This is a genomic window from candidate division KSB1 bacterium (genome assembly GCA_034521575.1).
GTDB lineage: Bacteria > Zhuqueibacterota > Zhuqueibacteria > Residuimicrobiales > Krinioviventaceae > JAXHMJ01.
On sequence record JAXHMJ010000005.1, the window covers coordinates 1,573,429 to 1,598,049 of the forward strand.

26 protein-coding genes are annotated in these 24,621 nt (G+C 46.7%); 8 read left to right on the forward strand and 18 right to left on the reverse strand.

Annotation, left to right across the window (positions count from 1 at the left end; genetic code table 11):
* Positions 1-8: 8 nt before the first annotated feature.
* Together trmB and U5R06_20075 are read right to left on the reverse strand one after the other, a co-directional pair.
* On the reverse strand, positions 9-719 hold the full coding sequence (trmB, locus tag U5R06_20070) for a tRNA (guanosine(46)-N7)-methyltransferase TrmB (GenBank protein ID MDZ7725043.1): 711 nt from the start codon (positions 717-719) through the stop codon (positions 9-11).
* Positions 720-769: 50 nt separating this feature from the next.
* Positions 770-1,531, reverse strand: a complete 762-nt coding sequence (locus U5R06_20075) for a hypothetical protein (protein MDZ7725044.1) — start codon at positions 1,529-1,531, stop codon at positions 770-772.
* Positions 1,532-1,704: 173 nt separating this feature from the next.
* On the opposite strand from U5R06_20075, the gene cutA reads away from it, so the two are divergent.
* From cutA to U5R06_20105, 6 genes are read left to right on the forward strand one after another with little or no spacing between them, the layout of a single operon-like run.
* On the forward strand, positions 1,705-2,025 hold the full coding sequence (gene cutA / locus U5R06_20080) for a divalent-cation tolerance protein CutA (protein MDZ7725045.1): 321 nt from the start codon (positions 1,705-1,707) through the stop codon (positions 2,023-2,025).
* Positions 2,006-2,788: an MBL fold metallo-hydrolase gene (locus U5R06_20085; protein MDZ7725046.1), complete on the forward strand. Its 783-nt coding sequence runs from the start codon at positions 2,006-2,008 to the stop codon at positions 2,786-2,788. Before cutA ends, U5R06_20085 begins: the two co-directional genes overlap by 20 nt.
* Positions 2,789-2,825: 37 nt before the next feature.
* Positions 2,826-3,389 (forward strand): methyltransferase domain-containing protein, encoded by a 564-nt coding sequence (locus tag U5R06_20090; protein ID MDZ7725047.1) that lies wholly within the window; start codon positions 2,826-2,828, stop codon positions 3,387-3,389.
* Positions 3,376-4,272 carry an energy transducer TonB gene (locus U5R06_20095; GenBank protein MDZ7725048.1) on the forward strand — a complete coding sequence of 299 codons (897 nt, stop codon included), beginning with the start codon at positions 3,376-3,378 and terminating at the stop codon, positions 4,270-4,272. Before U5R06_20090 ends, U5R06_20095 begins: the two co-directional genes overlap by 14 nt.
* Before the next feature lie 22 nt (positions 4,273-4,294).
* Positions 4,295-4,930: a MotA/TolQ/ExbB proton channel family protein gene (locus U5R06_20100; GenBank protein MDZ7725049.1), complete on the forward strand. Its 636-nt coding sequence runs from the start codon at positions 4,295-4,297 to the stop codon at positions 4,928-4,930.
* A gap of 2 nt (positions 4,931-4,932) precedes the next feature.
* Positions 4,933-5,340: a biopolymer transporter ExbD gene (locus U5R06_20105; GenBank protein MDZ7725050.1), complete on the forward strand. Its 408-nt coding sequence runs from the start codon at positions 4,933-4,935 to the stop codon at positions 5,338-5,340.
* Positions 5,341-5,453: 113 nt separating this feature from the next.
* Here the strand turns inward: U5R06_20105 and mazG are convergent, their stop codons facing one another.
* From mazG to U5R06_20165, 12 genes are all read right to left on the reverse strand, one after another.
* Complete coding sequence (gene mazG / locus U5R06_20110; GenBank protein MDZ7725051.1) at positions 5,454-6,245, reverse strand: nucleoside triphosphate pyrophosphohydrolase; 792 nt, start codon at positions 6,243-6,245, stop codon at positions 5,454-5,456.
* Positions 6,246-6,264: 19 nt separating this feature from the next.
* Positions 6,265-6,654 carry a WbqC family protein gene (locus U5R06_20115; GenBank protein MDZ7725052.1) on the reverse strand — a complete coding sequence of 130 codons (390 nt, stop codon included), beginning with the start codon at positions 6,652-6,654 and terminating at the stop codon, positions 6,265-6,267.
* Positions 6,651-6,983 carry a WbqC family protein gene (locus U5R06_20120; GenBank protein ID MDZ7725053.1) on the reverse strand — a complete coding sequence of 111 codons (333 nt, stop codon included), beginning with the start codon at positions 6,981-6,983 and terminating at the stop codon, positions 6,651-6,653. The genes U5R06_20115 and U5R06_20120 overlap by 4 nt, the downstream gene beginning before the upstream one ends.
* Complete coding sequence (locus tag U5R06_20125; GenBank protein ID MDZ7725054.1) at positions 6,976-9,144, reverse strand: Tex family protein; 2,169 nt, start codon at positions 9,142-9,144, stop codon at positions 6,976-6,978. The genes U5R06_20120 and U5R06_20125 overlap by 8 nt, the downstream gene beginning before the upstream one ends.
* Before the next feature lie 139 nt (positions 9,145-9,283).
* On the reverse strand, positions 9,284-12,181 hold the full coding sequence (locus tag U5R06_20130; GenBank protein MDZ7725055.1) for a PorV/PorQ family protein: 2,898 nt from the start codon (positions 12,179-12,181) through the stop codon (positions 9,284-9,286).
* Between the two features lie 3 nt (positions 12,182-12,184).
* Entirely contained in the window at positions 12,185-13,357 is a 1,173-nt protein-coding gene (locus U5R06_20135; protein ID MDZ7725056.1) for a hypothetical protein, read from the reverse strand.
* A complete protein-coding gene (locus U5R06_20140) occupies positions 13,354-15,315 on the reverse strand; it encodes a hypothetical protein (GenBank protein MDZ7725057.1) in 1,962 nt (653 codons plus the stop codon). The genes U5R06_20135 and U5R06_20140 overlap by 4 nt, the downstream gene beginning before the upstream one ends.
* Complete coding sequence (locus U5R06_20145; protein MDZ7725058.1) at positions 15,312-15,743, reverse strand: hypothetical protein; 432 nt, start codon at positions 15,741-15,743, stop codon at positions 15,312-15,314. Before U5R06_20145 ends, U5R06_20140 begins: the two co-directional genes overlap by 4 nt.
* 241 nt (positions 15,744-15,984) lie before the next feature.
* On the reverse strand, positions 15,985-16,737 hold the full coding sequence (locus U5R06_20150; protein ID MDZ7725059.1) for a glycosyltransferase family 2 protein: 753 nt from the start codon (positions 16,735-16,737) through the stop codon (positions 15,985-15,987).
* The gene (locus tag U5R06_20155) at positions 16,734-17,111 is read right to left on the reverse strand and encodes a glycosyltransferase (GenBank protein MDZ7725060.1); all 378 of its coding nucleotides are present in this window, start codon (positions 17,109-17,111) and stop codon (positions 16,734-16,736) included. Before U5R06_20155 ends, U5R06_20150 begins: the two co-directional genes overlap by 4 nt.
* Complete coding sequence (locus tag U5R06_20160) at positions 17,090-18,052, reverse strand: lysylphosphatidylglycerol synthase transmembrane domain-containing protein (GenBank protein ID MDZ7725061.1); 963 nt, start codon at positions 18,050-18,052, stop codon at positions 17,090-17,092. Before U5R06_20160 ends, U5R06_20155 begins: the two co-directional genes overlap by 22 nt.
* A gap of 134 nt (positions 18,053-18,186) precedes the next feature.
* Positions 18,187-18,672 carry a hypothetical protein gene (locus U5R06_20165; protein MDZ7725062.1) on the reverse strand — a complete coding sequence of 162 codons (486 nt, stop codon included), beginning with the start codon at positions 18,670-18,672 and terminating at the stop codon, positions 18,187-18,189.
* Positions 18,673-18,886: 214 nt separating this feature from the next.
* Between U5R06_20165 and U5R06_20170 the strand changes: the two genes are divergently transcribed.
* The gene (locus U5R06_20170) at positions 18,887-19,855 is read left to right on the forward strand and encodes a hypothetical protein (protein ID MDZ7725063.1); all 969 of its coding nucleotides are present in this window, start codon (positions 18,887-18,889) and stop codon (positions 19,853-19,855) included.
* A gap of 23 nt (positions 19,856-19,878) precedes the next feature.
* A complete protein-coding gene (locus U5R06_20175; protein MDZ7725064.1) occupies positions 19,879-20,652 on the forward strand; it encodes a thioesterase in 774 nt (257 codons plus the stop codon).
* Between the two features lie 50 nt (positions 20,653-20,702).
* Here U5R06_20175 and ybgF read toward each other — a convergent pair whose 3' ends face one another.
* The 4 genes from ybgF to U5R06_20195 all read right to left on the reverse strand — a co-directional run bounded on the left by ybgF (position 20,703) and on the right by U5R06_20195 (position 24,619).
* Positions 20,703-21,650, reverse strand: a complete 948-nt coding sequence (ybgF, locus tag U5R06_20180; GenBank protein ID MDZ7725065.1) for a tol-pal system protein YbgF — start codon at positions 21,648-21,650, stop codon at positions 20,703-20,705.
* Entirely contained in the window at positions 21,643-22,050 is a 408-nt protein-coding gene (locus U5R06_20185; protein MDZ7725066.1) for an outer membrane beta-barrel protein, read from the reverse strand. Before U5R06_20185 ends, ybgF begins: the two co-directional genes overlap by 8 nt.
* 37 nt (positions 22,051-22,087) lie before the next feature.
* On the reverse strand, positions 22,088-22,621 hold the full coding sequence (locus U5R06_20190) for a hypothetical protein (GenBank protein ID MDZ7725067.1): 534 nt from the start codon (positions 22,619-22,621) through the stop codon (positions 22,088-22,090).
* A gap of 267 nt (positions 22,622-22,888) precedes the next feature.
* Positions 22,889-24,619 (reverse strand): MXAN_6640 family putative metalloprotease, encoded by a 1,731-nt coding sequence (locus U5R06_20195; GenBank protein ID MDZ7725068.1) that lies wholly within the window; start codon positions 24,617-24,619, stop codon positions 22,889-22,891.
* Positions 24,620-24,621 lie beyond the last annotated feature (2 nt).

Genomic DNA, 24,621 nt, shown 5'->3' on the forward strand with positions numbered 1-24,621 from the left:
TGCCGCTATTATTCATTCACCCACGTATCACGCCTCATATCCCGACGGAACCAATCATGGGCGGGTAGTGAAAATCGGATATATTTTATAGGTTTGCCCAGGGCGCGATGCCGGGATTCGTAGGTGGTGGCCAGCTTTACCCGCTCGTCCTCAATATGGCTCCGATACAGATCATCAGCGGCGTGATGAATCCAGCCTTCGGCACGCGGAATAGACGCAGTGGCATAGTGATAGAGCCGCGGATCATCGGTTTTAAAATGCAGGAAAGAATCCGGTGTCAATATATCCCGGTATGCATGCAGATATCGGGGTGACATCAGGCGTTTGCGCGGCTTTTTATAAAACGGATCCGGAAACGGAATCCAGATTTCTTCGATTTCACCTTTAGCGAACATGCGGGGCAGATCAAGGGCATTGCCGACAATAAAGAAAGCATTATCCAGTCCGGTATCCTGAGCGGTTTTGGCGCCCACCCAGATACGGGCGGCTTTGAGATCAAGTCCGATAAAATTCCGATCCGGAAAGGTTTGAGCAAAGGCGGTGGTATATTCCCCTTTGCCGCACCCCAGTTCCAATGTAATCGGAGACTCGTTTTTAAAAACATGAGAGCGCCAGCGGCCTCTGTACGGGGCCGGATCATGCGTGACATTCTCAAAACGCTGAACAGCTCGGATACGCTTTTGTTTCTTTTTCGGCATAGACCACCATTTCTGGTAAATTACCCCTCAAAGATAATCAATTCAGAGATGAGCTTCAAGCTCTTTAGCGTTCATTTACGCAATTGAAACAGAATCGCTTGCAGTTCCCGGACACGCGCCTGTTCAACAGAGTCCGATGCCGTCACAATACGCCTGGATAGAAACCGCTGCATATCTTTTTCAGACAAGTTTGATTTGTACTGATAAACCCGGTTGCGTCGATTTTCAGGGTCCACTTCCACCCCCACTCCAATGCCCATCGCGCCCAGAAACACTTTGTTCTGCGGTGAAACCAGTTTTCGATCCAGCAAGTTCCTGTTTGTCATCCGATCCAATACATGGTTCAGTTCCTCCGCCGTAACACTGGAGGCAGCCGGCAGCCGGCTGTAAATGTCAACGCTTGTGGCGCTGTCACTCCGCCAAATCGTAGTAAAGACGCGCATCTGAGTGACGGACGGCAGTGTATCCAGTTCCGGTTCTTTCGAACCGAACACTTTTTTCACACTGGAAAACAATTTGCTCAACGGTGTGAATGTTCCGCGTCTGTTTTTTAGGTTGAAATCCGCTTCAATCTTTCCGGAAATCCCGTTGTTATCAAATGAAAATCCGGCGCCGTTATAATGTTTTTGATAGGCCTGAAAAAGAGGTGAATAGATAAAGAGCGAATCCCGCCAGGACAAAACCGAAAAGTCCGATACTTTGGCCGTATCCGCGGAAACCGGTGCGGCGGACGCGTATTGGCATAATTTTCCCCGGCCGATAAAAAAGCAGCAAGTCAAACAGACAAAACACAGAATCTTGACACTGAAAAAAGAAATTTTCGGATCAGTCATGGGAAATTCATTAGATTGACAGAGTGATTTAGATAATAAACGTCAAAGAAAAGTTAGAGTTCCAAAAGCGCTTGCATTTCCGCTGTTTAACAGCTATTTTAATATTTAACACATTTTCATTACAGATTTTGGAATATAATCGGTTTATAATTTTCAAATCATAAAGGAAAAACATGGATTATTGTATAACCCTGGTGACGTTTCCCAACTGTGAGGAAGCGGATAAAATTTCAGCAGCGCTGGTGGATCAAAAACTGGCGGCTTGCGCCAACCGCATTGACACTGTCACTTCTTTTTTCAGATGGCAAAACAAAGTGGAACACGAACAGGAGATTCTGGTTGTGTACAAAACCCGCGCAACAAGGCTAAATGCGCTAATCGAAACCGTCAAGGAACTGCATTCTTATGAGGTCCCCGAGGTCATTGCATTGCCGATTCTCGCGGGTTCAGATGACTATTTACAGTGGATCAAAGATGAAACACAAATCACCTGAAACTGCTTTGGATATAACAGTACTGGGATCCGGAACCTGCGCGATCACACCGGAACGCTCCTGCGCCGGATATGCCCTGCACTGCAGAGATCAACTGATCATCATGGACATGGGATTTGGCGCCTTGCGCAGGATGATGCAGGCCAATATCGATTATCGTGAAATCGATGTGATTCTGATCACACATGAACATTTAGATCACAGCTCAGATCTGGCGCCGTTGCTGATGGCGCTGCATCACACGCCCGGTTTCATCCGGCGTGCGCCGCTGACCCTTGTCGGACCAAAAGGATTCAAACGATTTTTAACCGGTTGCCGGGATTTGTACGGAGACTGGTTACTTGAAAATGAAACGTTTGATCTGGTGATACACGAATTGGACAATGAAACACTCGAAATCGCCCCGTGCGCCATCAAAGCCTGTCCCATGCATCACTCGCGTCCTTCTGTTGGATACCGAATCGAATATCAGGAGCGCAGCCTGGCTTATTCGGGTGATACCGGGATGTGTGATCAGGTGATCGACCTGAACCGTGATGCGGATCTGGCTATACTGGAATGTTCCTTTCCGGATGACCAGCCGTTCGAATATCATTTGACACCAGAACAGGTGGGAACTATCGCCGCTGCAGCCGGGTGCAGGCGCTTGTTACTGACGCACTTTTATCCCATGATGGAAAATGTTGATATCATCGGTATGGTCAAAAAACAGTACAACGGTGTAATTTCACTGGCGTATGACCTGGAACGAATCCAGGTATAAAAACGTATAACCCTATAAAAAATAAAACAGGAAGACTATGCAGCACACATGCCCGGTATGGATAGGTTATTTATTAGCCCACCCCATCCGAAAATTATTTCACTGCCCCAGGCGTATTCTGTCGCCCTTTGTAAAGTCCAACATGACAGTGATTGATCTGGGAAGCGCCATGGGCTTTTTCAGCATTCCCATGGCAAAACTGGTGGCCCCGCAGGGACGTGTCATCTGTCTGGATGTCCAGCAGGAAATGCTGGAACAATTGCAGCGCCGGGCCTGCAAAGCCGGTGTGCAGGAACAGATTGAAACCCGCTTGTGCCCACACCACACGCTCGGTCTGTCCGATGTCGCCGGGCATGTCGATTTTGTGCTCGCGTCTGCGGTAATCCATGAACTCGCCAATCCGGCCGAAATTTTCAAAGAGCTGTACGGGATTGTTCATAAAGACGGTATTTTATATATTGTTGAACCCAGGGCGCATGTCAGCCGCAGAGCATTTGAAAAAAGCCTAAGCCAGGCGCGTAAAGCAGGATTTAAAATCAAAGAGCAGAAACGCAATAAAGCCACACTGATCAAACCGGATAATCCGTTTGTTAAAAGATAAATTTTACAGAATAGCCTTTATCATTTCGATATTGCTGCACCTGCTGCTGTTTTTATTTTACAAACCGCTATCAGGTTTTATCGCGATGCTGGACAACGATTCACAGGCAGCGGAAACCCAGCCGCTGACATTCGAGCTGGTAGACTCGGAGCAACCGCGTGAACTGGTCGAGTCTCCGGAAGACGCACGCGTACAGGACCCGCCGCGGGACGCCAAGTTTTTATCGGACAAAAATGCACAAAGTCAGGATCAACAGCAGATGACCCAGCTGCCGGAAGATCAGGCCTATAGCGAGGGGTTGAGTGAGTTCAACACCTATCAAGGCGGACCCTCGCGTCCGGCACAGCAGGCGCCATCCGATCAACAAGACAGTGAATCGCGAGAGCAGAATGCAGCCCGGGACGGCACACCGGTTTATGAAAAATCGCCGATGCAAATGGGCAAACAGCCGTTCAGTAAAGAATTATTGCAGCAAACCTCACCGCAGCGCGCTCAACCGGGGCCCGAAGGTTATACAGATGACATGAACCGCGACAATCGCGAGTCTGATGCGCGCGCGCTCGGAGGTGTGTCCTTGAGCACCTATGACTGGGAGTATGCCCCCTATCTGCTGTACATGAAAAGACGTCTCAAAGACAGGCTGTACCTGCCGCAGACCTTTGTGCGCGACGGTGCGATTACAGGAGATGTTACCATTCAATTCAGACTGATGCGCGACGGAAAGGTCAAACATCTGAAACTGCTCGGGAATCTGGGACACAGCGCGTTCATCGCGCCGACCTTGAATACCGTGCAGGCGTCGGACCCGTTCAAACCGCTGCCAACCTCATTCCCGGACCCGTATCTGGATCTGACATGGACGTTTGTATATAGAATTTATTAATATAAAACCGAACAGGAGCATTATGGACAACATATTTGAAACTCTTTCCCGCGGCGGCATCATCATGATTCCCTTGCTGTTGAGTTCAATCATTGGACTTGCCATCGTCATCGAACGGGCTTTTCGGCTGCGACGTAAAAAAGTATTGATTCCTGAAATTATTAATATTGTCGAGTCACTCAACAGCATCAGAGATATTGAACTGGCAACCTCCATCTGCCGCAAAAACAAAGGTCCATTTGCGAATATTATTCTAACCGGACTGGAGAATCAGGATCTTTCGCAAAAAGAAATCAAAGAACTGTTGAACGATCAGGGACGACAGGAAGTTCGGACTCTGGAACGGGGGCTGCCGTCTCTGGATACCATTGCCGGCATTGCGCCGTTAATGGGGCTGCTGGGTACGGTTCTGGGAATGATCAAAGTATTTACCGTGATTTCACAACAGGGAACCGGACAGGCCAGCCTGCTCGCCGGCGGCATTTCCGAAGCGCTGATCACCACAGCCACCGGACTGGTGATCGGCATACTGGCTTTAATCATGTATAATTATTTTTCAAATGTCGCGGAACAGTATATATTAGACATTGAAAAATACACCACCCAATTGCTGCGCAAAAGCCGTCTGCTCAAACAGGGTAAAGCGGGAGCGGAATAATCATGCAATTCAAAAATTCTGAAAAAAAACGTTCACGTATCAATGTAACTCCCCTGATTGATGTTCTGTTTATTCTGCTCATCTTTTTCATGGTCTCATCCAGTTTTATCGAACAACCGGGCATGAAGCTGGAGCTCCCGGCGATTAAAAACAAGGAATCCGTGCGGGTGGAAAATCTGGTCATGACCATCTCCAAAGACGGCAGTTTAATGCTCGGTGAAAAGCCTGTTGATATGGGCAAGTTGAGCGCTGCTATCCAGAACATGATTCCGAATATCGAAGAAAAAACCTTGGTCCTGAAAGCGGACAAAGATGCCGCGCACGGACTCGTTGTTCAAATCATGGACATTGCCAAGCGCAGCGGATTAAATAAAATCGTCATCGGAACCCGGGTTGAAGGAGATGAATGAACCGCCATGCCTATATCTTGATTCTCTGGTGCAATCACTGCTGTCACAAACAGAAGAACACCTCCGCAAAAAGACTCTCCTGAAGCAAGCCTATTAACATAAAACAAGACTGACTAGTCTTTCTCCCGGCGTTCCGCCTCTTTCACCTGTTCCCACACGGCGTCCAGCTCTTCAAGCGGGGCATCGCTCATAGCGCGGCCGCGCTGTGCAAACTCTTTTTCCACAGCTTTGAACCGGCGCTCAAACTTGTCGCAGGCGCGTCGCAGCGCTTCTTCCGGTTCGATACGGATAAAACGGGATAAATTTACAATGGAAAACAGCACATCCCCCAATTCATCCTGCATTTTGTCCGCATCATTTTCTTCGCATACCTGTTTCAACTCGTCGAGCTCTTCATGCGCCTTGTCCCAGACCGGATGGATGGTCGGCCAGTCGAATCCCACAGCCTGCGCTTTGCCCTGCATGCGGTGAGCGCGCAGCAGAGCCGGCAGCTGCCGGGGTACGCCATCAATCGCGGATTTTTTGCCTTCGCGTTTCATCTTGGACTGTTCCCAGGCACGGGTTTGTTCTTCCGATGTCTCAATGGTTTCATCGCCGAATACATGCGGATGCCGGCGGATGAGTTTATCATTGATGGCGTCCAAAACATCTTCCATATCAAAACTGCCGATTTCCCGGCCGATTTGCGCATGAAACACCACCTGCAGTAAAAGATCACCCAATTCACCCGGCAGCGCTTTGACATCCTGGCTCTCGATTGCCTCGATCACCTCGTAAACTTCTTCCAGAGAGTGACGGCTCAATGAAGCATGCGTCTGCTCCCGGTCCCAGGGACAGCCGCCCGGACTGCGAAGTGTGTTCATGATATCCAGCAGTTTCTCGAATTTTTTCAAAACCGTATTCATAATTCTCCTGTTCTTCTGTTCAGGGACCAACCGGAACAGCTTGAAACGACTTTTTCAGCAGAGAAGGGCTTTGTTCTCCCGTATTAAACAGCATATCCAGACCCGACAGATTTGGATAAAAATGATCAAACACCTGAGGATAGACCGGCGGCGATCCGCAAAATTCAGACACCGTAAACCCATGACGAACGATAAAGTCTGAATCAATAAGACGCAGATCATCAGCGTCAATTAGATACGTCCCGCAGTCCAGAACCTCCAGCCAGGCGCAAACGCGCCGGGAGCGTTCAGAAACCGGCGGGCAATCAGAACTTTTGACAAGCTTGGACAAAATACGCATTTTTTTACAAAGAAACAGAAAACTCGAAAAAGTCAGGGAAGCCAAGTGACGCCGCTGTTTTTCAATCAACGCGTCCAGTTCAGGTTTGAGAAAGAATAATAGGGTGAATTCATATAATTCACCAGTAAAGTTTTGCAGTGATTGTGTCGCCAATGATGTTCGGGGTCAATTTCAATATCCTTGAAACGGGCTTTACCCTGATGCAGAACCGGAACGGTCAACCACTCCGGTCCCGTCACTGTTTTGATCCGGGTCCGGTTCATCGCGCATTGCTTGCTGAATGAAAACGTATCCGCCCAGACCACCACATCAGCCGCCAGAACACGTGCCAATGTGGAAATCCGGGGGAAATACTCCGGAGCAATGACCGTCAGAACCTTGTCGTTCTCATTACTCATCCAGTATCATACTCAGTCCGATTCGGCCGCGGTCAGCGTCAATACTCACCACTTTGACCTCTATCACATCTCCCACCGAAACGATATCCAGCGGATTTTTGACATAACGTTTGGCCATACGGCTCAGATGCACCAGACCGTCCTGTTTGACACCAATATCGACAAACGCGCCAAAATCGACAACATTTCGGACGGTCCCTTTTAAAACCATGCCTTCGGAAAGGTCTTTGATGCTGAGGACATCACTGCGCAGTACCACAGCCGGCATTTCATCGCGGGGATCCCGATTGGGTTTTTCCAGACTGTCGACAATATCCATCAAGGTTTCCTGACCGCAGTGACACAATTGTGCCAGTTGTTGGATATTCAGCTTTTTGTCTTTAATTTTCAGACGGACCAGACTGCCGTTGCTGCGTACATCTGGGACATCAAGATCAAGCTGACTTAACAAAGACTGTGCGGAATCATAGGACTCGGGATGCACGGCCGTGGAATCGAAAAACACATCCGCATGCGGAATTCGTAAAAATCCGGCGCACTGGACAAAGGCATTGTCGCCGACGCCCTTGACCTGCTTTAACTGATTTCGGCTCTTAAATTCGCCGTTTTCTTCCCGATATTCAACAATTTTCTGCGCAACCCGGGTGTTGATGCCGGCCACATATTTCAGCAAAGAGGCTGAAGCCGTATTGATATCCACACCGACCTGGTTGACAGCAGATTCCACCACATGATCCAGGGCCTCGGACAACTGAGACTGATTGACATCATGCTGATACAATCCCACACCGATGGATTGGGGATCAATTTTGACCAGTTCAGACAGTGGGTCCAGCAGACGCCGGGCAATGGAAATATTACCGCGCATGGAGGCTTCCAGGTCAGGAAACTCTTTTTTGGCCACAGGCGAAGCGGAATAGACCGAAGCGCCGGCTTCATTGACAATAGTGTAAAACACATCCCGGTCCAGTTCCCGAATCAATTCAGCGGTCATCTGTTCGGTTTCCCGGCTGGCTGTGCCGTTGCCGATGGCAACAACTTTAACATCATATTCTTCAATCAGTTGTTTTACCGCATCCTTGGCCTGCTGCCATTTTTTCTGCGGCGGATGCGGATAAATGGTGGTTCCCGCAATATATTTCCCGGTCCGGTCAATCACAGCAACTTTGCATCCCGTACGGTATCCCGGATCGATGCCGCAGATGGCTTTGCCATGCATCGGCGGAGTCATAAGCAGGGCTTTTAAATTACGCGCAAACACATCAATGGCATGCTCATCCGCGCTCTCGGTCAGCAACTTGCGCATCTCACGCTCCACAGCCGGGGCAATCAGACGGCGATAGGCATCTTCGATGGCCAGGTTCAAGTGTTCGTTAAAAATACAACGGGGTTCGGTGACAGTCCGTTTTGTGATTTCTGAAACCATTTGCTTTTCATCAACATCAATCTCAACTCGAAGCACATTTTCCCGTTCACCCCGGTTGATCGCCAATATACGATAAGCCGGTATGGTTTTGATCAATTCGGAAAATTCCTTGTAAATATCATAAACGCCCGTATTTTCGGGGTCTCGCGCTTCGGTGGCGATCAGTCCGGTGGACCGGGTCAAAGCGCGGATTTCCTGGCGGATATCGGGATCATCCGATATGGTTTCCGCCACAATATCCCGCGCACCGGCCAGGGCGTCGTCCACAGAAATAACCTCTTTCTCCGCATCAATATAAGCGGCAGCATAATCATCCGGATCGCCTTCAATGATCTCCTGCTTTAAAATCAGCTCTGCCAGTGGTTCCAGTCCTTTTTCTTTGGCAATGGTCGCGCGGGTTCGGCGCTTGGGCTTGTAAGGCCGGTACAAATCCTCCACTTGCTGTAATTTTGTAGCGGCATTAATTTTTTCAGTCAGTTCAGGCGTGAGTTTTCCCTGTTCTTCAATACTTTTCAGTACGGTTTGCTTGCGTTCATTCAGGTGCCGCAGATAATTGATGCGTTCTTCGACACTCCGGATTTGATCCTCATCCAGGGATCCGGTTGCTTCTTTCCGATACCGGGCAATAAACGGAACCGTATTGTCATCATCCAAAAGCTCGACGGTTTTTCTGACTTGAGCGGAATTTAACGATAGTTCTTCCGCAATGATCACATAAAATGCTTGTTCTTGCACAATTCCTCCAAACGGTTAAAGTCGCTAATATAACCGAGTCTGGAGAAAAATGCAAGTGTTTTGAAAAAAAAAGATAGAGGCTGAAAAGGATAAAATATCCGGGCGATAGATATGGCAAGACCACCGCCCGGATGAGGTGTTAAGGCTGTTGGACGCTTTTGCGATCCAGATAAAAAACAATCTCAATCCGCCGATTCAATTTTCTACCAATCGGCATATCATTATCCCCGAGCATAATAAACTCACCCCGCAGACGTTTGATACCCAGCGGTTGGTTTTCCGCATATCCCCTGGGGGGTTCCAGACGTTTCTGGAACGCCTCAAGTGCGGCGGGATGATGTTCTTTCATGTAATTGATAAATCCCTGATGGAACGTTTCCGCACGTCTTTGTGAAAGCCGAGGATTAACACCGAACGGATCGATGGCACAGGCATGTCCTTCAAATTTAAGACGCATTCCCGGCTCTTTGAACATCTGGCGCGCCTGATCAAATATCCGTTCCCAATAAAAACTATAAGTAGGATCCGTACCGGAAAACTTGAGCGGTACAGCGGTACGATTCTCCCGTAAAATAGCACGATCAATCAGGGCAATCTGCTGAACAGGCGTTCTGAAAAAACGACCCAGAGAATCCGTGATCTGAATCACCGCGTTAGCTGTTTTTCCATTCCATTGCGGCAAATTTACTTTTTTGGGTTTCCACTTTAATGTATCACCCAGATAAAACGGATTTGCGGGCGAATTCTGGGTGCCATGTACCAGTGAACCTGCTTTGAATCTGTATCGGACCGAATCCATCGGCACATAAGCATGGATATCCGGCAGGCAGTTCACATTCAGCTGCAGCCGCTCAATATCCGTGTGCAGAACAGGTTTAAACAAAACCGCCTGGGCAGAATCAACAGCCGTGATTTTTACATACCGTCTTTCTTCGTGAATCCACCTGCGGATTGTGCGGTTATAGGGTGTTCTGCGCTCCGGCAGGATCACACCTTCCATTAATTGTATCTGATCGGACGCAACACCCAGCCGAATCAGAGAGTCCCTGACAGCCTGACTGCGTTTGACGGCCATCATACTGTCTGCGTTTTCTGTATTGGGATCAACATATCCCTGCAGCTGTACACTCAGATTCGGATGTTTTACAAGCCGGTTCGCCAGGATTTTTAAATGCGGATCCATATTGGTTTGGTTCAGATATTCAAACGGCACCTCTGTGCTTTCGATATCAAAATTAACTTCTGTAATAATCGGTAGCTTGATACTCACCTCCGATGTCAGGTGAATAACCGCTGTATCCGGCGCTTCAAAACCACCCTTGGGAATGGTGAACAAATTATATTTGTACACGTTATTTTCAGAATTCCATTCCTTGATATTTTCCCGGGTCTCGATCGTTATGACAGCCTGATGCTGTCCCAGTTTTGGAGTGCGCCAGTCAAATTTATACTTTTTTTCTTTTCCTGCCTTTAATAAATCGATCTTGATTTGAGGCCATTCCGCGGATGCTTGTATATCCATGACAGAATCCAGCAGCACCACCTGATCAACCAGTTTTACGCGGATATCACGCGCAGTTCTATCGCCGCTGTTCGCTATTGAAAAGGAAACTGTACCGTGAAAATCATCCCGGGTCACCACATCATGATACTGGACATTAAAATTCTTCACGTGTAGATCGGCAAGCGGTACGTAAAAATGTCCCACCGGTCTGGAGTTTTGTTCGGCAATCCGGTAATGTCCATCCTTGTCATAAGCAATGATGGCCCAGTAATAATGACCGCCCGGGAGGTTATCCAGGCGGACGAACTCTGAAGACCGGTTAGACGCCGAATAAAACAGTGCGGAATCGAGCAGGTCCGGCTTGAATAATTGTCCGGTGTCCCTAAACATATCAAGTGCACCTTTAACAGCGTTAGAGTCCTGATCCACAATCACCCAATACTCGTGATCATCAAACAAATCCCGGTCACGGCTTGCTTCCCACTCTAAAACAACCGACTGTTCGGCCAGCGTATCATCCGGAAGCGGCTGTTCTTTCATAAAGTACTCCGGACGCACCGGGAACAGCGCGGCCGTTCCCCGATATGTGCGGGCAAAAACATTATCCTCATCCAAAGAAGACAAATCCAGACGAAACGCTTTGTTTGCGCCCGGAAAAACCGAATCCAGATGAAGGCGTACATCTTCCAGGCGTACGGAAGCACCAAACGAAAAACGCTCAAACAGATCCGCACCCAAATTATAGCCTCCATAAAGCGAGATATACCGGTCAATCATGATCTCGCTTCCCAGGGTCACATAAGCCTCTTTATCCAGGACATCCACATAGTCGGCCAACAATGTAAATTGAAAACCATGATGAGATCCAATATAACAGCTGATTCCGCCGCGTACGGTGCGTGGTAACGGTGTCCCTGTGTTCAGAAAAATCAGGTCACGTCCTGTTTGATTGACAGAGCCTCCGACTGAGAACAGCATATCATAGGATTGAGCGAGTTGAAAACGCGGCGTACGCACCATGACGCCGGTATCAAAAATAAGCGCATCCGCGTTGTAACTGGCCAGCCGGCTGCGGTAATATTTCAAGTTCGCACCGACCGACACATAATCGGAAAGAAACGTCAAAGGTTGACCGATACCCAGCGAAACCAGAACATCCTCGGATGAAACGGCTTGTGATACCGTAAAAGAGTTGTTAAAATCCGGAATCCCTTTGTACAATACGCCTGCAGCGATGCGCGTTTGCCGGCTCCAGGGCATAGGCACCCGCCAACCGGTTAGCAGAGATGCGTTTGAAATATCAGCCAGCCATTTTGTATACCCGGCCGAGTAATGCCATTCCCGTAAAAAACCCGTGGCAGCAGGATTCGCATACAAGGCATAGGGATCATCCAGCATGGACGTATACGCTCCTGCCATGGATTGATGCCGTGAACCCGGTGCAATTTTCAAAAAGGCAGCTCCGGATCGAGTTTGTGCGAAAAGAGGGGTCGTTAGCAGCAACAGCAAAAGAGTGATTCTCTTAAAATTCATAGCCTATCTCACGATAATAAGCTTTTTATAGTTATTTTCACCAGCGGTCCGGATGGTAAGCAGATAGACACCGCTTCCGATTCGTTTACCGGTTTCCGTTGTTCCATTCCAGGACAGATCATGCCAGCCTGCAGATAAAATTTGATCAAGAACGCGCGTCACATGATCTCCACTGATATCCCAAAGATCCAGTCTCACACGGCCGCTGAGTTTAATCTTGAAGCGGATAATAATCGGTTCTTCAAGATCAGGCTGATACACATTTCGATCAATTGAAAGTTTATCGCCGCTCCGAACCAGCACCTGATCGCCGGCCGTACCCTGAGCGCCGGTTACACTTGTAGCAGTCAATTTGAAAACCAGTTCATCCTGACTCTTGTTGTGAAGCTCAGAGTGCCGGTACACCTCATCAACGGTATACCACTGATCCGGCAGGATACTTTGAGTTTCAATATACCAATCGGCAAAATCCGTCACAATTTCTCCGTCGGGCAGATAAATCCACAAATCCCAGGTTGATATTTCAACCGGAAAGCGGACCTGCACAACCAGACTGTCACTGACGTCCGCAATCCGCGGGGTGACCTGGATTTCCGGGGTAAACGGCTCTATTTCCCGTATAATCTGGATCAGTTTCACTGATGTGACGTTATCATCGAGGGAAGCCGAATCTTCGTTGCTGGCAGATACCCGGCCTTTATTCATGCCCATCAATGGTTCAGGTTCATGCGCTTCCGGCGCTTTGAGGATCAATTCAATTGACTCCTGAGTCAAAACCTCAGAAAACATCCAGAACAGCGAATCGAGCGATACTTGATCAGGTTCAGGATCAGCGGACACGAACACAAAATGCTCGGGTATCACATTGACAAGTGTCACATTTTCCGCCGGAACTTGTTCTTTGTTGATCACATTAACATCAAATCGAACCTGCTGTTCGGGTTCATAGTAGAAGGTAGGAATATCAGCCGAAACCGCAGATGAATCCAGATGAACAATCTGATTGACGGTAATATCCGTATTCAATAGCGGTCCGGGACGCTGCAGAACAAAAAACATCTGTTCAACCGTATTATTCGCAAGCAGCGAATCCGAATCTGAATTCACAAGCGCAGTCAGTTCCCCCTGAAAGGGAAATTCCGGTAGCATGGTGAGTCGAATGACCATAGAAATCATGACAGAATCGCCGGGAGGCAATTCGGCAAATGTTCGATTATAGACAGAATCCGAAACAAACCCGGTCTGTTCAACTGCTTCAAATACACCCGGAATCGATGGGTCAAATCGAATAGACCGGCTGTATCCGGTCCATGATTGACAATGTGCAAGTGATAATCAACAGAATCAGGATAGAAAAACGCGGGATAATCTGTACCGTCTTTACGATAGACAGTATCCGGATTCATCAGGATATCCAAGTTCAGGTCTGATAGCATATCGTCCGGCTTTTGCGGTTCCAGAATCGCAAAGGATCGGGCGAGTTGATTGTTTTGCAGCAGAGTATCCCGATCCGCTTTTGCCAAAATACTCATCTCCAATTGAAGCGGGTAGTCATCGATATCTCCGGGCTTTATGATCATTGCAATGGCATGAGAATCGCCGGGAGCTATACCGGGAACCTCCCAGCTTAAAGTTCCGGCATTTGATATCTCCGGTTCAGCATCTGCATAGACAAACTGCATCTCGGGCGGCAAGCTATGTATAATCATGCAATCGACCGCGGTATCCGGTCCGGCATTATAGACCATTAGTCGATAATTCAGACTATCCGGATAGACAACCGCGGGAATAGTCTGATCGTCCACAACAAAGCTGGTATCTGTATCAAACTCCATATGCGTAGAAAGGTCTGCTGTTTTCATCTCCGCAGGACGGGATTCTAAAACAGCAAAATCCTGAATCATGACATTGTTATCCGGAAGGGTATCCCGATCCGCCTGGGCCAGAGCACTCATCTCCAGAACAACAGGAAACACGCTCATTTCATCGGGCTGTATCGTGATAAGGATGGACAGAGAATCATTGGGCGGAATTTCGCCAATAGTCCAGTTAAAGTCTGTTTCATCCAAAGTTTCCGGCCCCCTCTCCGAGCTCAAAAACTGCATCTCCGGCGGCAGCGTATGGCTCAACACGATATTCAACGCAGTGTCCGGACCGGCGTTGTGAACCATCAAACGGTACATCAGACTATCCGGATAAACAACCGCGGGAATAATCTCATCGTCCACAATCAAACTCGTATCCACGTCAAGGTCAATATGCATGGAAAGATCAGCGGTTTTCGGCGGCGGTGTGATAAACACTCGCGCACTGTCTGTATTGTTGCTGGTATCCACATCAGCTGAATACCCGACTTTTGCCATTGCGTTCAAGCTCTCGACTGTAACCGTATCATCAACCTGTACCCGAATCAAAGACTCGAGCGTGCTGGTCGGAACCAGACCGGGATATCGCCAAACACCTTTAGACAAACGGATCACCGAATCGGGAACATCAAAAGACAGAATATGGATAGAAGGCGGTAGATTTAACGCAACATCAAAGGTATCCGCATCTGATGGGCCTAGATTTGAGACATTGATTTGATACTCAAACGAATCGCCCGGTGCAATCCGTGTCACCGGTGCGGCCGGCGCCATGATGCGGTCATCCGTCAGGGCATTCAGTTCGATTTTTAAATCCGTGGGAGGATCGAATTGTGGAGAAATCGCGTATATATTCTGATCGCGTTCAGCTCGATTATTTGTAATATCCACATCATGGGCGGCTTCAATCCGGCCGAGGAAATGAACCGGAACAATTGCCGCTCTCATTGTATCCGGGACCTGCGCACTGAACTGAATCCAGAGAGAAGCTCCGGACGCCATCTCGGGTAAATCCCAGGACCGTCGGGCAGTATCAAGAGAATCACTATCCTGGTATTCAAAATCCGTATCCGTGCTCAACTTGAGAAACACAGGATAATCAAATACAAGGGTACTGCTGTAAATCGTATTTTGTCCCGCATTCTCAACCATCAAAATGCCGCTAAACGCATCACCGGGCATGGCATACTCGGCGGGAGAATCCTGATAGATAAATTGATGTGGAGCCGTAACTTTCGAGTTCAATCGCGGCATCGATAGGAGGTTCATACTGAAGCCGGATCACGTCTGAAGAGTCGCACACTCTCAGTGGGACCCAGAGAGTCCTGGAGAAACTGAGGATATTCAGTTACAATTCGGGCATAATGATTCATATAGATGAAATGTTCACCCTCGGGTAAATAAAACCGTCCGGCATCCCGCCAGAGTACAGTGACGGAAGAATCCACCGGACCCTCCCACGGGTCCTGAGGCAAGCCGGGGATATCGGCTACGACTTTATACGGCCCTGCATTCGCATCCTGGGGCGTGAGCATGTCTCCGGATTGCGATCTGACCGTAAGATAAAAGCTTTCATTTTTCTGTTCATCACCGCTGTCATACCAAATTCGGGAAAAAGACGGTAGTATCCCGCCTGCTGGACCTGAATCCGGACTGCCGGCTTGGATTGCTCTCCTTCCTGTGACATGACCCGACAAACCTTTTCAAGTTGAATCAGCTGCCGATATGGTACATCCTGAGTCTGAACTCCGTTCAATTCCTGATGACAGCAGAACCAGCAATACGAGAAAACGTCCTGTTACTTTCATCGTTGCGTACCGGAATTTGTGAAATATTTTACCGAGTTAAAGCAGTATGGAAAATCAAATCAAAAAAGAGATGCTACCAATATTACGTTTTTTCAAGTTTGTTTATTCCAAATAAACCGGGTCAATTGATCTACCGCCTTTTTCCCTTGTGATAGCGCCGGCCTTTCCATTCATATTGACCCAACGTCCCCCATAAGCCAACAACAGGAATATACAGGTTCTGAACAATTTGGGCAACTAAAAAATAACAAATATTGACCTTTTTATAAATAATTCGGTAACCGTAATCAACAAACCAGTAATCTGCTGCAAATTTAACCGACAACAAGGCAAGACAGGACAGCCAGGATAACAGGCCCCCCATCCATAAAAATGGACCCGCCACCAGCATACAGATCAATCCGTATACCACAATTTCCATGATTTGCAGTGGCAAGCGATACACTCTTGTTTTGGACGCCCATCTGAGCCGTTGCCGGAAAAAATCCCGTTTACGGGTATTGGCGGGTGTATAGACGGCAGCACGAGAGTCCTTTACAAACACACATTTTGCGGCCCGTTTTGTAAACTTTTGCAATAAAAGATCATCATCACCTGATCCATAAGCATCATGTCCGGCAAAACCTTCATTTTTTAAAAATTCAGATCGGCGATAAGCGAAATTCGCTCCATTTGCCAGCACTGGCCGATTCAGTCCGATAGCTGCGGCGCCGACAAGCACGAATGAAAACGAATCCAAAGCTTCTACTTTTTGAAAGCAGGTTTCAGCCTTGTCAATCAGCAACCAGGATGCAACAGCGTTTACATCATGATCAAAATACGACGCCATGGTGCTCAGCCATTCCGGAGAAACCACACAATCTGCATCGGTTGTAAAAATCATATCCTCTTGCTGCGCTTGACGGCAGCGGTAATGGCGGCTTTTTTCGGAGAAAGCAAATCAGTCTGTCCCAGCTTTATTACGCTTATATTGTCATAGTCTTGCATGAAAGAATGAATAATATCCAAAGTCCGGTCTTTAGATTGATCATCCACGACGATAATTTCATATTTCCCGGCGGGATAATTTTGCAGCGTCAAAGAATCCAGGCACGGCCCGATATGCTCTTCTTCATTACGCGCCGGAACAACTATCGTAATGCTGGGTTGCAAGCGATTAACCGGCTTGATCGACTGGAGCTTTATCAAGCCCCGCCATAAGACGAGTATACCGATCAAATACAAGCAGGCAGCAGTTAGATAAAAAACATCAAGCATTGGCTTTCTCTTGGTATAGATTCCGGGAAAGCAGAAACACAAACATACCCATCAAACCGGGAATTAAAATATTGATCAAAAACAATAAAAGCGATGCATTGAACGCCGCGGCAGCTGCTGACATCAAAACGGCCAAAGAAATAAATCGCCGCACCTTCACGGGTTCCCAGATCACCAAAAGAAAGAGGAAACACAGTTTTGATAAACATAACCGCAAACGCTGCACTCATAGCGTGAAAAAATGTGATGGAATCAAATGCCAATATCAATAAATAAAATTGCGTGCAGTAGGTTAAAACCTGTATAAAGCTCAGCGCAGCGAGTTTCTGTATTAATGTGCGGGACATTTTGCCGACTCCCGCTAACAGGCGCCCTAAAAAATCAGACTTTCCATGGTCTGGATTGACATGAAATCCGCGCCGATACGCGACAACAGCAATGACCAGAAACAGCGCTCCCAGACCCATGACAAGCATCAAAATACGGGTACGAGTCAAAACAGGGATAAATTGTAACAGTCCCAGCGCACCCAATAAATAAATGACAAACCAGGTGATAACCTTATCCACCACAAACAGCCCAAGCAATTGGGGTTTATCGACATCCCTGACAAACAAGGTTCGTGCATAATCACCGAGACGGGCGGGAGTTGCCAGACCCATTGAAATCCCGATAAACAGTGAAGACCAGATCATCCGGCTCTTGACATCAGGCTGCAGCCGCCGGACCACCAGTTTCCATCTGCCGAACTGCAGCAGCAGGTTCAACGGCAGTAACAAAAAAGCAGCGCCAACAAACAAGGGTTCTGCGGATGTCATGGTACGTAAAAGACCGGAGAGGCTGATCTTTTGCACAAGAACAAATAAAATAACCCCGGAGATCAATATCTTGAAAAAACACAGAACAGAACGTGAGTTGAGTTTAAAGAATCTGCCGGTCATCGTCACCCTGGCCGTTGCCACCCGTTTCTTGTCAATATAAAGCAATCCGGCATAAAATCAAAATCCTTTTGCATCATGATATCAGGATAGCAGTGAAAATGAAAATAAAACCCGACAGAAAAGTGCGAAACCTTTTAGTTATCCAGGCAATCCAAAAATGTTTTCAAATCAAAGAGGATAAGCCCTTTGTTTTTGGACCGTATTTGTGTTTTTTGATCATCTGTAGAAAATACAACTTTGCGAATTAAATCCAGGACATAGGTCTGATGGTATTCTGAAAAGACACTTTCGACTGCATTCTGGAAATCATGATCAAGCTTTCCTTCCAGATAAGAAATGAGCTTCATGTTTTTTTCACTGGCCTTGCTGATATCACTGGCGTTTATCTTGGGGATATCTTTCTCGCCCTGCTGCATGCAGTCCCAGACGGCAACGGCCAGATACAAAAGCAGCTGTTTTTCTTCAAAATTGTACAACTCTGAATTGACTGTCATCAGATAATTAGCCAAAGCCGGCTGTTTTTTATTCAATTCAGCAATTTTCTTTTCAATATCGAAAAAGTCTTTCCGAGTATGATTCAGCCATACTTTATCGACAACCTCTTCCAAAATCAATTCCATAATCACCTCTGTTTTTTTGCACCCTAAAATCGTGATTTCTTTTACCATATTCAACAATTGATTTAAAATAATCTTCCTTTTTCTTGGCAGAGACTTGCTATTCTTGCATTTTTTTTCAATATTATAGACCATTTAAATATAGCTCCGGGTTAACCCGAACATGCAAAAGTCCCGCATCAGAAAATGGACGAATCTATGAAAAAAGGTTTTAATCATGAAACGAATCATAACGCATGCCGATTTTGACGGAGTCGTTTGCGCTGCGCTGTGTTCAAAAGCCACAGGCATCAATTATATCATGTTCACCCAACCCCGGCTGGTGGCTGAAGCCAGGATTTCCATCACCAAAGATGACATTGTTTGCGACTTGCCCTACCCCCTGGAATGCGGTTTATGGTTCGATCATCACGAGGGCAATCTGGAGGAACTCAAATACCGCAATATCGATCCATCCGAGATCAAAGGAGAATTTGCTCTCGAGGAGTCTTGTGCGCGGGTTGTTTTCAACTATTATCAGGATATGGACTTTCCGGATTTTTATGCCGGAATAGTGGATGAAGCGGATATGATCGATGCATTCAATTATCACAGCATCGAAGATTGGCGGCGTACAACGCCGGGGAAAATACTGGACAGCACAATCAAATTAAAAGAAGAGAGCGCTGATATAAAGTGGGAATTTTTGCGAAACCTGGTCCGCCAGCTCCGCGATCGCCCGATTGATAAGGTTGCCAACATGCCCAGTGTTCAAAAACGCTATCGTATCTACAAGAATGAAGAAGAGCGGATGCTTAAAGAGATCAAACAAGATGCCGTTTTCCTTGAAAAAGATATTGAACGCAACCTGATTATTCTGGACACCACTCAACATAACCATCGTCCCAATATACTTAAACATCTCGCTTATCTGGTTTATCCTGATGCGCTGGCGGTATTGCAGATATCAAATTTATATGAACATATGACAAAAACCAATCATTTATCCTTCTCAATGTCCCTGAGTCTGAATATGACAGATAACAATCACAATAAAAATGTCGGCGATATTATGCGTACTTTAAATTTGGGCGGCGGGCATCCGGGAGCAGGAGCCGGAACCATACACTGCTCCAGCAAAGACGAAATGCTCAAAACCAAAGACAGAATTGCCCATGAAATATACGATCTATTCTGTGAACAATAAACAGGTATGAAACTGGAGCAAAGATGAAGTTTGATGTAGACCATTTCAATCCCTATTTCACCCTGAATCACACCATATCCTCGTACGATGTGGATGTAGATAAAAAACTCGCGATTCCCCAAATCTTTTCGTTGTTCCAGGAGATCGCGTATCGCCATGTCGTGCAAACCCCCTGGTCCTGGAAGGCGCTTCAGAATCAAGGCATCGCCTGGGTACTGAGCAAAATACGCATACACATTAAACAGCTGCCCGTATGGAACGATCGTATAACCATCAAAACCTGGCCCATCGGCGCAGACGGATTGAACGCCTACCGACGTTTTTCACTCACGGATTCTGAGGGCCGTGAACTCTTGAATGCTGATTCAAGCTGGCTGATCATCGATGTTCAAAACAGACGGCTGCAGCGCATTAATAAAGAAGAATTCATGGCAATCGTCCCGGAAGAGGCGGTTGCAATAAAACGCATCGCCAAAATACCGGCTCCATCTGCTTTAAAAATATACGACACGCGGTATGTACGCCTGAATGATATGGATATGAACAGTCACGTCAATAATGCATCGTACGTGGAATGGGCATTGGACACGATACCAATGGATTTTTACAAGCTGCACACCATCACCTCAGTGGATGTTGATTTTTTAAGAGAAGTAGAGTACGGCGAAAAAGTGGATATTATCGGTGACGATGAAATAAAGTGCGTTAGATGCAGCGGGCAGGACAAAGATATGTGCCGGGTTCGCTTTCAATGGGCGCCGCTAAAAAGTACGGATACAACCCAAAAAGCGGGTTAGCCGGAATTCCGGCTAACCCGCCAATATAATAAAAGGAAATTGAAAAAGGCTTACAGACGATTTAACCAATTGCGTGCTTTGCCGGCGTATTCACTGTCCGGGTATTCGTTTAGCAATCTCTGCAGAACATTTCTGGCATTGTCATTATTGCCCATTTTCATATAAGAGCGTCCCAGCATAATCAGAGCATCATCAAACTTGTAAGAGGAACTGTAATTCAATACAGCCTGGAAAGACTGAACCGCCTGGGAATAATTTCCCTGAGCAAACTGACATTCTCCAATCCAGTATTGACAATTACTGGCCAGCTTGTGATCCGGATACTGATTTAGGAGAGACCGGAATGATGACATGGCGGATGAATAATTGCGGTTATAGAACTGTTGAACAGCGTCTTCATAAACCATTTTGTAATTGCCGCCACCGGTCACAGGGGCTGTTCCCATTTGTCCCTCAACTTCATTCAATTCGCGTTCCAGACTGCGGATACGCTCTTCCTGGGAAGCAATTTGCGCTTCAAGTTCGTTGATATTCTTTTCCTTGCTTTGTAATTCCTGATTCAAATTTTGAACCCGGGACTGTAATTCACTATAATCCGTTCCTTGCGCTTCTGGTCTCGGCGCGCCGCTCTCTTCCCAGACGATCTCGCCTTGCTGTCCGCTTTCGGGCTCCAGTTGGAACTCTTCCAGACCGGAAAAGGATTCTTCCTGTGCAGGAGCTTCGGCAGCGCCCATGTAATAGGTCAGGCCGAGACGTCCGTTCAGGTATCCGTCGCTATTGCTGCCATAGATGGACATGTACCCGCCGTCCAGATCATCCGTGTCTGTGAACCGATAATCAACATACGCGTTCATCCCCCATTTGGGAGACAGCAGAAAATCAAATCCGCCACCCACGATATACGAAGGCGCCGAATAGGTTTCACCGTCATTGCTTGCAACATCTTGTTGGTATTGTGTATTTGCGGTATTGGGATTGGAAAACTCTTCATTATACACAGACTCGGTAAAACGTATCATCCGCAATATTAAACGTAAAATTGGTTATTCCCACACCTGCACTCACAAATGGCCGGAAACGTGACGTGAGCAGGTTAAACTGACCTTTCAGATCAGCATTGAGGACAGTGGTGTAGAAATGACGTTCGAAAAATCCGTCATTCAATTCACCATAACCGGCGCTGAGTGCGAAATTCAACCGTTGACTCATAAAATACCGAAGCGACGCTTCAGAAGCCAACCCCAATCCTGCCGGCTGTAAATCGCTGTAAACATGCTGCACTCCAACATTTACACCAATACCAAACTTGGATTGGCTCCAGCCCGCCTGAGCCCATAGTCCTGTGTTCAACAGGAACACCGCAGACAGAAAAAACAATGTCATCTTTTTCAAATTCATTTCAATCTCCCTTCTATAGGTCCCCACATTTTTGCGCCTATTGATTGTTCAACAGCTCTTCGAAACGGTCTTTAAATTCTTCGGGCAGGATGGATTTCAATGTAATATCCTGTCCCGTATTCTGATTATACGCATCCAAAAGTGTATATATTTGCAGTATCAGAGCATCTGTTTCCTGCTCAGACTGATCGGAAAAATTATGACGCAAATCAAGCAACTTGTCGCCTAATTTATCAAAATAGTATTGAGATAATGACTCGGAAATCAGATGTTTTACTTTTTTATCAAGATCCATTTTCTGATGAACAACATTTTTGATCGTATTTTTTAGCTGCACCTGCTTGTGATACTTTTGCAGTGCAGGATTTACTCCCATGTAAAGCAATAATGAAGGAGTTCGATCATAATAATCAGTATCCTGGGCAAGATTCTCTAAAATATACTGTTCAATCGTTTTGCGCTCAGCCACGGGCAGCGGACGATCGGTCGTATATCGAATAGAATTGGCTTCTTTCGCATAGGTTATCTTGCACAGCACCTTTAAAGATGAAAAATAATACAGGTCGTTCATCTTGTTTTTTCTGTTCTGGTTCAGAGTCATTTTTCATATTCACATTTGCTTAAATGCAACTACTATGCCATAACGAATAGTAATCACTGGTTTTATCACACTTTTTTATCAAGCCGTTTTGCGCAAAAGGAGATTGTTTGTTTTCCGGAAAACATAAAAAATTCAAATCTCAACGTATTAATTATATAGTAGTTGTCAAAACTCATCGAATTGTTATCAAGCTCCCCCCACTAATTGCCTTTGAATTGTTTTTATTAAACTTAATAACTATCGCACAATAGCAATTTTCTGAGGTTTAATACTATTAACATTCAAACCAAGGATATAAATTCCACTTGAAACCGATTTTCCCGCGTCATCCTGGCCGTCCCAAACATAGACAAAATCACCTGCTGGACGATATCCCAATTCTTGGCGGCGGACCAATCTTCCGCTGCTGGAATAGATGGAAACGATACAATTGTCCGATTCCTGGGTCAAACGGATACAACATTGTATACCTTGGATGTGATCATCGATTTTATAGGGATTGGGAAACAGGGATACAATAGATGATTCAAGTTTTTGTTGATTACTCATATCCATTTCCAGAGAATACGGCCGTTTTAGATATGTTTGATCCGTGGTCGGTTGTTCTATATTTACGGCAGCGATCCAGAAATCGGTTAAAACAGAAGCCGTGATCATATGCGGGTCTTGTCCCGGTGAGACATAATAGTCAAACGAATGATTAAACTGCGGCAGGAACGAAATATACATCCAGTTTTCAGCGGCTTCAAATGCGGGAGAAATGGTGACACGACCCAGCGTAGCAAGACCGACCTTGAAATAAGCAGCCGCATAAAGCGCAAGCTGCTCGTCGATCAACATATTTTCATCAAGTATGAGATCATTCACAGACTCCAGTTCGGGATAATGGGCGCCCTCGGAATAAAAACGCACAGAATCCGCCCGTTCACCTGTGTAAAAATTCCAAATCGCATGATCAACAACTTCCTGCGTCAAACTGCTGCCGTAATTCTGCAGTACATGATCAACGGCCTCGATCGCTTCACGTGTCTCGAACGCTTCCCAGATATCCCTGATGATAGAGCGGCCATATTTTTTTGTGAGCATAAAATGAAACAAACCAAGCCCGTATTCGCGCAGGCCGTTCGAGATGTGTAGAGAATTGTGGAGATGTAAAAAGTAATAACTCAAATACTGAAAATAATCATTGACCGAGTCATAGGCCATATCCTCCATCCAGACAGAACAGGATTCGAACAACCAGACCGGATCGAGCTGTGTAGTTTGATAACTTCGGTATCCCATCTGAATCAAATGAAACAATTCATGCGCCACGGTAACGCGCATGGCTTCATCTCCCGTTGTAAAGGTGTGGGAGAAATCATTATCCATTTCAATAAATCCGGTATAATCATAGGGCTTATCTGTTGACAGAACCTCATATTCCGCAGTCGTCCAGCCGTAATCGTAGATATTGTGTACATAGACATCCCATTCATTTCCGTCAACACCCTGATCAGGCGGCGGCGGATTAAAACCGAGGGTATCCACCTCAAAATGGTACATCTGATCAAAAGTGGCTGCAATTTTCCGGATAAAATCGGGATCGGAAGAGTCCGGTCCGGAAAGGGTATAATGAATTCGAAACCGTCCGGACGGACTTTGTATGGATTGATCGAGGTTTGCGGGACGCGATAGCGCTTTTTGCAGAACTTGTTGTTCATGCCCGTGTGCGTGATCAAGCAGACGTTTCGCTTCCGCCGCCAACAGCGTTCCTTTTCTTGAGACTTGCGCTGGATACCCGCGCCATTCTTCAGGCAATCGTTCTGGGCCTCGCAAAGCCTGCAGCTGATAAGCCACATATTCAGCCCGGGTTAATTCACCGGTATCGTAAGCATTCTGCAGCGCCTGCTGTACGGTTAGCGTCTCCCCGTGGGCCTGAAAAACAAGGAAAAGAATAAAGAAAAGAATATGGACTCGTATGATCATAA